Source organism: Rubrivivax gelatinosus, from assembly GCF_016583785.1.
Taxonomy (GTDB): Bacteria; Pseudomonadota; Gammaproteobacteria; order Burkholderiales; family Burkholderiaceae_C; genus Rubrivivax; species Rubrivivax gelatinosus_B.
In genome coordinates this window covers 1-11248 of sequence record NZ_NRRU01000137.1, presented here as the reverse complement: position 1 = coordinate 11248, position 11248 = coordinate 1, and the positions used below count along the sequence as shown (strand labels likewise).

Below are 11248 nucleotides of genomic sequence, written 5' to 3'. Positions count from 1 at the left end.
CCGGTGGAATTGCCGGTGCGGCGCCGGCCGCCGCCGCACCGGCAATTCCACCGGCCGCGCCGCCCACCGCCGCGCCGACGCCGGTGGCCACCGGGTGGCCCTCGTCCGAGTCCAGGTCCTTGCGTTCCGAATCGCGAAGTTCGTTCATGTCCGTCTCCTGGGTCGATTTGCCGCACGCCAGGACGGCGTGCAACGGTGAACCAAGGTTAGGCGCGGCGCCGGGGGCCCGGGGTGAGGCGGCTTTCCCGTTGCTGGCCGGATCGCGCCCATGCGGCGCGTCGGCCGCCGCCTACGAGCCGGGCCGTCCCGCATCCGACGCCGTGCCGGACCTGCCGGTCGGTGCGCTGCGCAAGACGGCTGCGCCCGACAGCTCGCTTCAGGCGACGGCGTGGATCGCCTGCCTCAGCAGCTCCAGCCCGAGGTCGATCTCCTCGTCGCTGATCGTCAGCGGCGGCGCGATGCGGAACACGCCGCCCATGCCGGGCAGCTGGACGATGTTCATGCTCAGGCCCCGCGTCATGCACTCGCGCGTGATCGCGGCGCCGAGTTCGGGTGCTGCCTCGAGGCTGCCGTCGCCCTTGACGATCTCGATGCCCAGCAGCAGGCCGCGGCCGCGTACGTCGCCGATGCAGCCGACGTCCGCTTGCAGCGCGCGCAGGCCGTTCTCCAGCCGCGCACCGGCGACGCGTGCACGTTCGATCAGCCGGTCGCGCCGCACCACCTCCAGCACCTTCAGCCCGACGGCCGCCGGCAGCGGGTCGGAGACGTGCGTCGTGTAGAAGAGGAAGCCACGGTCGTGGCAGCGCTCCTCGATCTCGGCGGTGGTCAGCACGGCGGCCAGCGGCAGGCCGGCGCCCAGGGTCTTGGACAGCGTCAGGATGTCGGGCACGACGCCGTCGCGTTCGCAGGCGAACATCAGCCCGGTGCGGCCGATGCCGGTCTGGGCCTCGTCCAGGATCAGCAGCATGCCGCGCTCGCTGCACTTGGCCTTCAGCGCCGCCAGGTAGCCCGGCGGCAGGTCGATCAGCCCGCCCGAGCTCAGGATGGGCTCGGCGATGAAGGCGGCGAGGTTGCCGCTGGACTGGCGGTCGATCAGGTCGAAGGCGTAGTCGAGTTCGGCCTGCCAGTCGAAGACGCCGTTGCGTTCGAAACGCGGCCGGAACGGGTAGGGCGCCGGAATCGCGAATGAACCCACCGCCGCCGGGCCGTAACCCTTGCGCCCGGCGCTGTAGGTGGCCGAAGCCGCGCCGCCGGTCATGCCGTGCCAGGACTGGGCGAAGCTCACCACCTCGTACTTGCCGGTGTAGAGCTTGGCGAGTTTGATCGCCGCTTCGTTGGCTTCGGCGCCGGTGGTCAGCAGCATCGTGCGCTCCAGCCCCGCGGGCGCGATCCCGGCCAGCTGCGTCGCCAGGTCGACCACCGGCCGGCTCAGCATGCCGCTGAACAGGTGGTCCAGCTGGCGCGCGTGTTCGGCCACCACCGCGGCGATCTCGGGGTGGCCGTGGCCGAGCAGCGCGCTCATCTGGCCCGAGGTGAAGTCCAGGATCGCGCGGCCGTCGGCGTCGTAGACGAAGCTGCCCTGGGCGCGCTCGATGATCATCGGCTCGAAGCTGCCGCCGTAGCGGATCAGGTGGCGGCGGGCGTTGTGCCAGAAGGTGGGGTCGGCGTTGCGGGACATCGTGGGCTCCTTGACGGTCACGGCAGCGTAGAAGGCGCGGGTCAGCAAGAAAAGCTGATAATCCTGAAGCCAGTCATCAGCAGAACTTAAGGCTTGGCCCGCCACCTCGACATCGACCTGCTGCGCAGCTTCGTTGCGATCGCCGAGACGCGCACGCTGGGCCGCGCCGCCGCGCGTGTCGGCCGCACGCAGGCGGCGCTGAGCATGCAGGTGAAGAAGCTGGAGGCGCTGCTGGAGCAGCCGCTGCTCAACCGCGGCGCCCGCGGCGTGACGCTGACGCTGCACGGCGAGCGCCTGCTGGGCCATGCGCGCGTCATCCTGCGCGGGCACGACACGGCGCTGGCCGACTTGTCGGGTGCCGGCCTCGCCGGCACGCTGCGTTTCGGCTGCCCCGACGACTACGCCGCGGCTTTCCTGCCGCACATCCTGCGCAGCTTCGCCGGCCGGCACCCGCAGGTCTTCGTCGAGGTGTTCTGCGCGCCGACACCGCGGCTGCAGGCGCAGCTGCAGCAGCACACGCTGGACCTGGCGCTGATCTCGACGGTCGGCGACGAGCCGGGTGTGGTGCTGCGGCGCGAGCCGCTGGTCTGGGTCGGCAACCGCCACGACGACGCCGCCGCGCACGAACCGCTGCGGCTGGCGCTGGCCGACCCCGACACGCTGGACCACCGCGCCGCCAGCCAGTGCCTGCAGGCGGCCGGCGTTCCCTACCGTGTGGCCTACGCCAGCGCCAGCATGGCGGGGCTGCTGGCGGTCGTGCGCTCTGGCCAGGCGATCGCCGTGCTGACCCAGGCCGCGGTGCCGCCCGACCTGCAGATCCTGGCGCCCTGCGAACGCCTGCCGGCGCTGCCGGCGGTGGGCCTGGCGGTGCAGTACGGGCTGCCCGAGCCTTCGGCGCTGGTGGCCGAGTTCGCCGAGCACCTGCGCCGGATCGTGCCGACGCTCTGAGGTTTCAGAACTGCGCGTGAACTCGCGCTTGCGCTTTCGTCTGGCGCAAGGCGCCTTCCAGCCTCAACTAAGCGCGCGCTTGGCGCGGGCGCCGTCGGCCGCCTGCGGCAGCGGGCGCGGCGTGCGCCGCAGCCCGTCGAGCACGCGGTCGGCGTCGAGCGAACGCAAAGCCACGCCGGCGTCGCGCGGGATCAGGCCTTGCGCGATCAGGTTCTCGTAGCGCAGCGCACACACACGCAGGAAGGACGAGAAGTTGCCGACGGCGCCGCGGTCGGCCACCAGTTCGTCGTAGAGCTTCTCGATCAGCTGCGCGACCGTCATGCCGTCGCGGCCGGCGATCTCCTCCAGCACCGACCAGTGCAGGTTCTCCAGCCGGATGCTGGTGACCACGCCGTGCAGCCGCACCGAGCGCGTGCGGCTCTCGTAGCTGCTGGGGTCGGCGCCGATGAAGATCTTGCACATGCCGCGGCTCCCGGTGGCGTGACGGACCGATGCTACAGGCTGATGCGCGTGCCCAGCACCGCCAGGAACTGCGCGATCCAGGCCGGGTGCGCAGGCCAGGCCGGGGCGCTGACGAGCTTGCCGTCGGTGACCGCGGCGTCGATCGCGATGCCCACGTACTCGGCGCCGGCGAGCTCGACCTCGACCTGGCAGGCCGGGTAGGCGCTCAGCCGGCGGCCCTTGATCAGCCCGGTGGCCGCGAGCAGCTGCGCGCCGTGGCAGATCGCCGCCACCGGCTTGTCGGCGGCAAGGAAGTGGCGCGTGATCTCGATGACGCGGCTGTTCATGCGCAGGTACTCGGGCGCGCGGCCGCCGGGCACGACGAGCGCGTCGTAGGCCGCCGGGTCGACGTCGGCGAAGGCGGCGTTGAGCGTGAAGCGGTGGCCGGGCTTCTCGCTGTAGGTCTGCTGGCCTTCGAAGTCGTGGATCGCCGTCATCACGTAGTCGCCGGCCTTCTTGTCGGGCGCCACGGCGTGCACCGTGTGGCCTACGGCCTGCAGCGCCTGGAACGGCACCATCACCTCGTAGTCTTCGCCGAAGTCGCCGCACAGCATCAGGATCTTGCTCATCGGGGTGTCTCCTTTGTCGGGGGTGCCGTCATTCTTCGAGGCCGGTTGCGGCGCGGGTAGTAGCGGCGTATGGCGCGCGGCGTGGTTTTCCCGCAGACGCCGGCGCGGCCGGCGTGAACAGCGTCGCGTTAACCGTGCGGCGCCGGCCGGTGTCTGCCGCGATGATCGACACCGTCGCCAGCTTCGCCACCTCCGCCGCCACCATGTCGATTGCCGCCACCAGCCTCTCGGGCATGAACGCCGCCCAGGCGCGCCTGGACAGTGCCGGCCACAACATCGCCAACCTGCAGACCGAGGGCTTCCGGCGCCAGTTGGTGCAGCAGGCCAGCGTAGCGCCGGCCGCCGGCGTCACGGTGAGCATCGGCCAGGCGAGTGAACCCGGCAACGCCGAGGTCGACGACATGGTCGGCCTGATCGAGGCGAAACACGCTTTCGGCGCCAACCTGATGGCGTTTCGCACCCAGGACGAGATGACGGCCAGCCTGCTCGACATCCGCGCCTGAAGCGGCCGCGCCATGCGCGCACCGAGTTAAGAAACTGCTAATCCTGCGTTCAGCCTGACAAGGGTTTTCCTTAGCCTGGACGGCCCGCCGTGCGCGGCGCTCCGTTTCCAACAAGCTGAGGAAAACAACGATGTCGTTCAAACACATGCTGTCCGCGGTGCTCGTCGCCGCGCTGCCGTTCGCGGCCCAGGCCGAAGAGGTGCTGAAGGTCGCCGCCTCGCCGGTGCCGCACGCCGAGATCCTCGAGTTCATCAAGCCGGCGCTGAAGGCGCAGGGCGTGGACCTGCAGGTCAAGGTCTTCACCGACTACGTGCAGCCCAATCTGGCGGTCGAGGAAAAGCAGCTCGACGCCAACTTCTTCCAGCACAAGCCTTACCTCGACAGCTTCAACCGTGACCGCAAGACGCACATCGTGCCGGTGGCCGGTGGCACCGTGCACGTCGAGCCCTTCGGCGCCTATTCGAAGAAGATCAGGAAGATCGCCGACCTGCGCAACGGCGCCACGGTCGCGATCCCGAACGACCCGTCCAACTCCGGCCGCGCGCTGGTGCTGCTGCAGAAGCAGGGCCTGGTCAAGCTGAAGGACCCGGCCAACATCCTGGCGACCGCCAAGGACATCACCGACAACCCGAAGAAGCTGGTCTTCCGCGAACTCGAAGCGGCGCAGCTGCCGCGTGCGCTCGACGACGTCGACCTGGCGCTGATCAACACCAACTACGCGCTCGAAGCCAAGCTGGTGCCGACCAAGGACGCGCTGTTCATCGAAGGCGCCGACTCGCCCTACGCCAACTTCGTCGCCGCGCGTCCGGACAACGCCAACTCGCCGGCGATCAAGAAGCTGATCGCGGCGCTGCACAAGCCCGAGGTGAAGAAGTTCATCCAGGACCAGTACAAGGGCGCGGTGGTGCCGGCCTTCTGAGCCCGGTTTTTGCCTGAAGCGGCCGCTCCGGCGTCACGGAGCGGCCGTTGTCGTTTCAGCGCTGCCGGTACTGGGTCGCGCCGAACAGCATCTCGCGCGCCTTGTCGTCGGTGATCGGCTTGCGCCGGTCGGCCAGCACCTCGCAGCCGCGCTGCACCGCCGGGCGCGCGCCGATCTCGTCGAACCAGCCCTTGAGGTGCGGGAAGTCGTTCCAGTCGATTCCCTGGTTCTTCCAGCTGCGCAGCCAGGGGAAGATCGCGATGTCGGCGATCGTGTACTCGTCGCCGGCGATGTAGCGGGTCTTGGCCAGCTTGCGGTTCATCACGCCGTACAGGCGTCTGGCCTCGTTGGTATAGCGCTCGACGGCGTAATCGATCTTCTCCGGCGCGTAGATGCGGAAGTGGTGCGCCTGGCCCAGCATCGGGCCGACGCCGCCCATCTGGAAAATCAGCCACTCGAGCGTCTCGTAGCGCCCGCGCACGCTCTCGGGCAGGAAACGCCCGGTCTTGCCGGCCAGGTAGACCAGGATCGCGCCCGACTCGAACAGCGAGATCGGCTGGCCGTCGGGCCCGTCGGGGTCGACGATCGCCGGGATCTTGTTGTTCGGGCTGATCGCCAGAAACTCCGGCGCGAACTGCTCGCCGGCACCGATGTCCACCGCATGCACGCGGTAGGGCAGGCCGCACTCCTCGAGCATCACGTGCACCTTGTGCCCGTTGGGTGTGGCCCACGAATACACTTCGATCATCAATATCCCTCCAGCGCCCTCGTCCTCGAGCGCACGCGGTGCGGACTCTAAGACATGCTCGAAGGCCTCAAACGCTGGTTCTCGTCGCGGCAGGAGCCGCTGCCCCAAGGCTGGGAGGCGGTGGCCGCCTGGGCCGAGTCGCGGCGCTGGGCTTTCCGCGGCGTGCGTGACCACGACGGTTTTGTCGTCGAAGGCCGCTTCGGCACGCAGCCCTGGCGCCTGGAATGGGGCCCGTCGCAGCGCCCGTACATCGAAGGCGGCGAGCTGCGGCTGCGCTCGGACGTCGGCCTGCCGCACGACCTGCAGGCGCTGATCATCGACCGCACGCTGCAGCAGCGCCTGGAGAAACAGGTCTTCGACCAGTACGTCGAAGGCGTGCAGACGCGCATCGACGACGAGACGCCGCCCGAGATGCGCTGGCTGGTGATGTTCCCGCGCCTGACCGGCCCCGAGATGGGCGTGCTGCGCGAGCGCCACGTCGCGCTGGCCAGCGCCAAACCCTGGCTGCAGCAGTGGCTGGCCGGGCCACTGCCAGCGGCGCTGGCGGCGCTGCCGGCTAGCGAGCTGCCATTCGTGCTGATGTCGGCACGCGGGCGCCTGACGCTGCGCACCGCGCTCGCCGAGCCCGCGGTGGCGGCGCTCCAGCACTGGGTCACGCTGTTCGAGACCGCGGTGCGCGAGGCGCACCGCGCCGGCGTCGAGGTCTTCGGCGCCGAGGCGATGCAGCCGGCCGCCGCGCCGACGACGCGGCGTTAAGTCCCGGCCGGCTGAGCCCAGCGGCCGAGTTCGAGCTTCGCGATCGTATGCCGGTGCACCTCGTCGGGCCCGTCGGCAAAACGCAGCGTGCGCGCGCTGGCATAGAAGTAGGCCAGCGGCAGGTCCTCGCAGACGCCGGCGCCGCCGTGCACCTGCATCGCCCAGTCGATCACCTGGCAGGCCATGCTCGGCGCCACCACCTTGATCATCGCGATCTCGGCCTTGGCCGCCTTGTTGCCGGCGCTGTCCATCATCCAGGCCGCCTTCAGCGTCAGCAGCCGCGCCTGCTCGATGCGGCAGCGCGCCTCGGCGATGCGCTCCTGCGTCACCGTCTGCTGCGCCAGCGTGCGGCCGAAGGCGCTGCGCGCCAGCGCACGCTTGCACATCAGCTCGAGCGCACGTTCGGCCAGCCCGATCAGACGCATGCAGTGGTGGATTCGGCCCGGGCCCAGCCGGCCTTGCGCGATCTCGAAGCCGCGGCCTTCGCCCAGCAGCAGGTTGGCGGCGGGCACGCGCACCTGGTCGAAGTCGACCTCCATGTGGCCGTGCGGCGCGTCGTCGTAGCCGAAGACGCCCAGCGGCCGCAGCACCGTGACGCCGGGCGCGTCGGCCGGCACCAGGATCATCGACTGCTGCGCGTGGCGCGCGGCCTGCGGGTCGGTCTTGCCCATGAAGATGAAGACCTTGCAGCGCGGGTCGCCGGCGCCGCTGGTCCACCACTTGCGCCCGTCGATCACGTAGTCGTCGCCGTCGCGTCTGATGCGGGCCTCGATGTTGGTCGCGTCCGAGGAGGCCACCGCCGGCTCGGTCATCGCGAAGCCGCTGCGGATCTCGCCGCGCAGCAGCGGCTCGAGCCAGCGTGCCTTCTGCGCCGCCGTGCCGTAGCGCACCAGCACTTCCATGTTGCCGGTGTCGGGCGCCGAACAGTTGAAGACCTCGCTCGCCCAGGGCACGCGGCCCATGATCTCGGCCAGCGGTGCGTACTCGGAGTTGCTGAGGCCGGCGCCGTATTCGCTCTCGGGCAGGAACAGGTTCCACAGCCCGGCGGCCTGGGCCAGCGGCTTCAGGCCTTCGATGGTCTGCAGCGGCGTCCAGCGCCGGCCGGCGGCGGTGTTGGCCTGGATCTCGGCGGCGTAAGCGGCTTCGGCCGGGTACACGTGTTCGGCCATGAAGGCCGCGAGCTGCTCGCGCAGGGCCTGGGTGCGCGGCGAAAAGGCGAAGTCCATGCGGGGCCTCCTTCAGGCGCGGCTGGCGAAGCGCCAGGCCATCTCGGCCAGCGGCCGGGTCGCGGCGCCGGTGGCGCGCGCCTGGGCGCTGGAAGCCGTGCCGTCCACCACGCGCCGGGCGATGCCCTGCGTGATCGAGGCCAGCCGGAACAGGTTGTAGGCGAGGTAGAAGTCCCAGTCGGCGGCGAGCGCGTCGGCGTCGTCGCGGCCGCTGCGTTCGCAGTAGCGGCGCCGGTACTCGGCTTCGCTCGGGATGCCGAGTTCGGCCAGGTCCAGGCCGCCGATGCCGCGGAACATGCCCGGCGGGATGTGCCAGGCCATGCAGTGGTAGCTGAAGTCGGCCAGCGGGTGGCCCAGCGTCGACAGCTCCCAGTCGAGCACCGCGACGACACGCGGCGCGTCGGGCGCGAAGACGAGGTTGTCGAGGCGGAAGTCGCCGTGCACCACCGCGACCCGGGCGTCGTCGCGTGCGCTCGCCGGCAGGTGCTCGGGCAGCCAGGCGATCAGCCGGTCCATCTCGGCGATGGGCTCGGTCGCCGAGGCCAGGTACTGCTTGCTCCAGCGCGCGATCTGGCGCTCGAAGTAGTTGCCCGGCCGGCCGTAGTCTGCCAGGCCCGCGGCGACGACGTCGACGCTGTGCAGCGCGGCGATGACGCGGTTGCTCTCGTCGTAGATGGCGGCGCGTTCGGCCGGCGTCATGCCCGGCAGCGACTGCTCCCACAACACCCGGCCGGCGACGTGTTCCATCAGGTAGAAGGCGCGGCCGATGACGGCTTCGTCCTCGCACAGCAGCAGCATGTGCGGCACCGGCACGGCGCTGCCGGCGAGCGCACGCATGACGCGGAACTCGCGCTCGATCGCGTGCGCCGACGGCAGCAGCCTGGCCGCCGGCCCGGGCTTGCTGCGCATCACCCAGGTGGCGCCGGGCGTGACGAGTTTGTAGGTCGGGTTCGACTGGCCGCCCTTGAACTGCTCGACGGCGAGCGGGCCTTCGAAGCCGGGCAGCTCGCGCCGCAGCCAGGCTTCGAGCGCGCCGACGTCGAAGGCGTGGCTGGCGGCCATCTCGCGGGTGCCGGTGTAGCTGTCCATGGGCTGTCTCCTGTTTGTTTTGTGGCCCCGGGGCGGGGTCTCAACGTTCGGCGATCTCCAGCAGCTTGCCGCGCGACAGCACCACCAGCCGCGTCGGCTCGACGCGCAGCGCGCCTTCGCGCTCGAAACCCTTCAGCTCCTGGTTGACGCGCTGGCGCGAGGCGCCGAGCAGCTGCGCCAGGTCTTCCTGCGCCAGCTGCAAGCCGATGCGGATCTCGTCGCCCTCGGCGACGCCGTAGCTCTTGGCCAGCAACAGCACCTGGCGCGCCAGGCGCGCCTGCAGCGGGCGCGTGTTCAGGTCTTCGAAGTTGTCGAACATCAGCCGCAGGCGGCGGCAGTTCAGCCGCAGCAGCGCCTCGTAGAGCTCGACGTGGCGTGCCAGCAAGTCCTTGAAGTCGGGCTTGCGCACGACCAGCAGCGTGGTTTCGCCGTGGGTGTCGGCGTCGTGCGTCCGCGGCAGGCCGTCGAAGAGCGCGATGTCGCCGAACCAGGTGCCCGGCTCGACGTAGGTCAGCGTCACCTGCTTGCCGCCGAGCGAGATCGAGCTGATGCGCACCGCGCCGCGCGCGACGCCGCACCACTCCTCGGCGCGCGCACCGCGGGCCACCAGCGGGGCGGCGTCGGGCAGGCGGCGCACGTGGGCACGGGAAAGGATGTCATGGCGCAGGGCGGGCGAGAGCTTGGCGAACCAGGCGCCGGTCTCGACGTTCTGGCGCTCTTCGAGTGTAAGAACCGGGGTATTCATGTCTTGTCTCGGCGGCGACAACGGGTCGACGATCGATTCTCCTTGTCTTGCAGGAGTGCGCCGCGTGCCCTCTCGTGCCGTCTGTTTCCCCGACCTGAGGGGTCGTGTCAGCGCCGACGAATGGCGGCTGAGGGTCGAACTCGCCGCCGCCTACCGGCTGGTGGCGCTGTTCGGCTGGGACGACCTCGTATTCACCCACCTCAGCGCGCGCCTGCCCGGGCCGGGCGACTGTTTCCTGATCAACCCCTACGGCCTGATGTTCGAGGAGATCACGGCCTCGTCGCTGCTGCGTGTGGACGCCAGCGGCCGCTGCCTGGACGACTCGCCGTTCCCGGTGAACCCGGCCGGCTTCACGATCCACGGTGCGGTGCACGCGGCGCGGCCCGACGTCGGCTGCGTCGTGCACACGCACACCGAGGCCGGCGTCGCGGTGGCGGCGCAGGCCGGCGGGCTGCTGCCGCTGTCGCAGCAGTCGATCTTCGTGCTCGCGAGCCTGGGCGTGCACGACTACGAAGGCGTCGCGCTGCACGAGGACGAGAAGCCGCGCCTGGTGCGCGACCTCGGCAGCCGCGACTTTCTGCTGCTGCGCAACCACGGCCTGCTGACGGTGGGCGCGAGCGTGGCCGACGCCTTCGTCGCGATGTACCTGTTCGAAAGTGCCTGCCGCATCCAGCTGCGCGCCCAGTCGGGCGGGGGCGAGCTGGTGACGGTCGCGCCCGAGATCGTCGCCGGCGCGGCGCAGCAGGCGCGGCAGGTGACGCACGGGCAGGGCGCGGGGCTGGTCTGGCCGGGGCTGCTGCGGCGGCTGGACCGGCAACTGCCTGGTTACGACTCCTGACAAACCGGCCGCAGCTCGACGCTCGGCGCCGGTCCACGCCGGCCGCAGGTTCGTGACATCGGCCTGCGCACGCGGCGCCACGATCAAGGCGCCGTGCGCGCGTCACCTCGACGCTGGGCTAGCATCGGGCCGAAGAGCGGCGACAGTCGCCCCGGCTATTGACGCTCCTCGTGCTTCGGCACCGGGGAGGCGGGCTTGAAGCCGTATTTGTAACCCTCCGTGATAGAGTCCCCCGCGCGTCGCCCGCGACGACTCCAAGAATGCAAAAGAAGCGGCAACCGTCATCGATCTGGATCGCGATCACCCTGCTGTCGGCGGTCCAGAGTGCCAGCGCGCTGGGCTGGTCGCGTGCCGACCAGGCTGCGGTGCTGGGGCATCCGCTGTCCTTCGCGGCCAGCCTGCGGCTGGACCCGGGCGACGAGATCGCCCCCGAGTGCGTGCGTGCCGAGGTCGTCGCGGGTGACCGCACGCTGCCCGCGGGGCTGGTCCGGGTGAGTGCCGAGCGCAGCGCCGATGCGCTGGCGATGCACGTCGCCACCGAGATCTCGATCGACGAACCCGTCGTCAGCGTCACGCTGCAGATCGGCTGCCCGATGCGGCTGTCGCGCCGTTTCGTGCTGTTCGCCGACCCGCCTTCCGCGCCGTCCGCGCTGCAGGCCGCGGCGGTGCCGCGTTCGCCCGCAGTCGATGCCGCACCGCCGCGGCCTGCAGCGCGGACGGCGCGGAAG

At 70.6% G+C, this 11248-nt stretch carries 12 protein-coding genes and 1 pseudogene; 6 read left to right on the top strand and 7 right to left on the bottom strand.

Translation table 11 applies throughout. From position 1 onward, the window contains the following. Positions 1 to 376 precede the first annotated feature (376 nt). The gene (locus tag CKO43_RS23280) at positions 377 to 1678 is read right to left on the bottom strand and encodes an aspartate aminotransferase family protein (RefSeq protein WP_200380131.1); all 1302 of its coding nucleotides are present in this window, start codon (positions 1676 to 1678) and stop codon (positions 377 to 379) included. 93 nt (positions 1679 to 1771) lie between these two features. Between CKO43_RS23280 and CKO43_RS23275 the strand changes: the two genes are divergently transcribed. Then, complete coding sequence (locus CKO43_RS23275; RefSeq protein ID WP_200380130.1) at positions 1772 to 2626, top strand: LysR family transcriptional regulator; 855 nt, start codon at positions 1772 to 1774, stop codon at positions 2624 to 2626. A gap of 63 nt (positions 2627 to 2689) precedes the next feature. Here the strand turns inward: CKO43_RS23275 and CKO43_RS23270 are convergent, their stop codons facing one another. Next, on the bottom strand, positions 2690 to 3088 hold the full coding sequence (locus CKO43_RS23270) for a ribbon-helix-helix domain-containing protein (RefSeq protein WP_200380129.1): 399 nt from the start codon (positions 3086 to 3088) through the stop codon (positions 2690 to 2692). Between the two features lie 32 nt (positions 3089 to 3120). Next, a complete protein-coding gene (locus tag CKO43_RS23265) occupies positions 3121 to 3696 on the bottom strand; it encodes a DJ-1/PfpI family protein (protein ID WP_200380128.1) in 576 nt (191 codons plus the stop codon). A 161-nt stretch (positions 3697 to 3857) separates the two neighbouring features. On the opposite strand from CKO43_RS23265, the gene CKO43_RS23260 reads away from it, so the two are divergent. Beyond that, positions 3858 to 4199 carry a flagellar basal body protein gene (locus CKO43_RS23260; protein WP_200380127.1) on the top strand — a complete coding sequence of 114 codons (342 nt, stop codon included), beginning with the start codon at positions 3858 to 3860 and terminating at the stop codon, positions 4197 to 4199. A gap of 130 nt (positions 4200 to 4329) precedes the next feature. Next, positions 4330 to 5118 carry a MetQ/NlpA family ABC transporter substrate-binding protein gene (locus tag CKO43_RS23255; protein ID WP_200380126.1) on the top strand — a complete coding sequence of 263 codons (789 nt, stop codon included), beginning with the start codon at positions 4330 to 4332 and terminating at the stop codon, positions 5116 to 5118. A 55-nt stretch (positions 5119 to 5173) separates the two neighbouring features. On the opposite strand, the gene CKO43_RS23250 is transcribed toward CKO43_RS23255, so the two are convergent. Next, a complete protein-coding gene (locus CKO43_RS23250) occupies positions 5174 to 5866 on the bottom strand; it encodes a glutathione binding-like protein (protein ID WP_200380125.1) in 693 nt (230 codons plus the stop codon). 54 nt (positions 5867 to 5920) lie between these two features. On the opposite strand from CKO43_RS23250, the gene CKO43_RS23245 reads away from it, so the two are divergent. Then, complete coding sequence (locus CKO43_RS23245) at positions 5921 to 6622, top strand: hypothetical protein (RefSeq protein WP_200380124.1); 702 nt, start codon at positions 5921 to 5923, stop codon at positions 6620 to 6622. Here CKO43_RS23245 and CKO43_RS23240 read toward each other — a convergent pair. From CKO43_RS23240 to CKO43_RS23230, 3 genes are read right to left on the bottom strand one after another with little or no spacing between them, the layout of a single operon-like run. Beyond that, positions 6619 to 7848, bottom strand: coding sequence for an acyl-CoA dehydrogenase family protein (locus tag CKO43_RS23240; RefSeq protein WP_200380123.1), 1230 nt, complete (start codon positions 7846 to 7848; stop codon positions 6619 to 6621). The two genes, CKO43_RS23245 and CKO43_RS23240, sit on opposite strands and share 4 nt — an antisense overlap. Before the next feature lie 12 nt (positions 7849 to 7860). Next, positions 7861 to 8937 carry a phosphotransferase gene (locus CKO43_RS23235; protein WP_200231341.1) on the bottom strand — a complete coding sequence of 359 codons (1077 nt, stop codon included), beginning with the start codon at positions 8935 to 8937 and terminating at the stop codon, positions 7861 to 7863. Between the two features lie 40 nt (positions 8938 to 8977). Next, positions 8978 to 9682 (bottom strand): Crp/Fnr family transcriptional regulator, encoded by a 705-nt coding sequence (locus CKO43_RS23230; RefSeq protein ID WP_200231340.1) that lies wholly within the window; start codon positions 9680 to 9682, stop codon positions 8978 to 8980. A 64-nt stretch (positions 9683 to 9746) separates the two neighbouring features. On the opposite strand from CKO43_RS23230, the gene CKO43_RS23225 reads away from it, so the two are divergent. Further along, on the top strand, positions 9747 to 10520 hold the full coding sequence (locus CKO43_RS23225; RefSeq protein WP_431191973.1) for a class II aldolase/adducin family protein: 774 nt from the start codon (positions 9747 to 9749) through the stop codon (positions 10518 to 10520). 260 nt (positions 10521 to 10780) lie between these two features. Continuing rightward, positions 10781 to 11248 (top strand): annotated as a pseudogene (locus CKO43_RS23220) (hypothetical protein); the annotation flags it as partial.

Coding starts and splice junctions, on each gene's coding strand:
- CKO43_RS23280 (WP_200380131.1), bottom strand. CDS start 1,678: ATGTCCCGCAACGCCGACCCCACCTTCTGGCACAACGCCCGCCGCCAC.
- CKO43_RS23270 (WP_200380129.1), bottom strand. CDS start 3,088: ATGTGCAAGATCTTCATCGGCGCCGACCCCAGCAGCTACGAGAGCCGC.
- CKO43_RS23265 (WP_200380128.1), bottom strand. CDS start 3,696: ATGAGCAAGATCCTGATGCTGTGCGGCGACTTCGGCGAAGACTACGAG.
- CKO43_RS23260 (WP_200380127.1), top strand. CDS start 3,858: ATGATCGACACCGTCGCCAGCTTCGCCACCTCCGCCGCCACCATGTCG.
- CKO43_RS23255 (WP_200380126.1), top strand. CDS start 4,330: ATGTCGTTCAAACACATGCTGTCCGCGGTGCTCGTCGCCGCGCTGCCG.
- CKO43_RS23250 (WP_200380125.1), bottom strand. CDS start 5,866: ATGATCGAAGTGTATTCGTGGGCCACACCCAACGGGCACAAGGTGCAC.
- CKO43_RS23245 (WP_200380124.1), top strand. CDS start 5,921: ATGCTCGAAGGCCTCAAACGCTGGTTCTCGTCGCGGCAGGAGCCGCTG.
- CKO43_RS23240 (WP_200380123.1), bottom strand. CDS start 7,848: ATGGACTTCGCCTTTTCGCCGCGCACCCAGGCCCTGCGCGAGCAGCTC.
- CKO43_RS23235 (WP_200231341.1), bottom strand. CDS start 8,937: ATGGACAGCTACACCGGCACCCGCGAGATGGCCGCCAGCCACGCCTTC.
- CKO43_RS23230 (WP_200231340.1), bottom strand. CDS start 9,682: ATGAATACCCCGGTTCTTACACTCGAAGAGCGCCAGAACGTCGAGACC.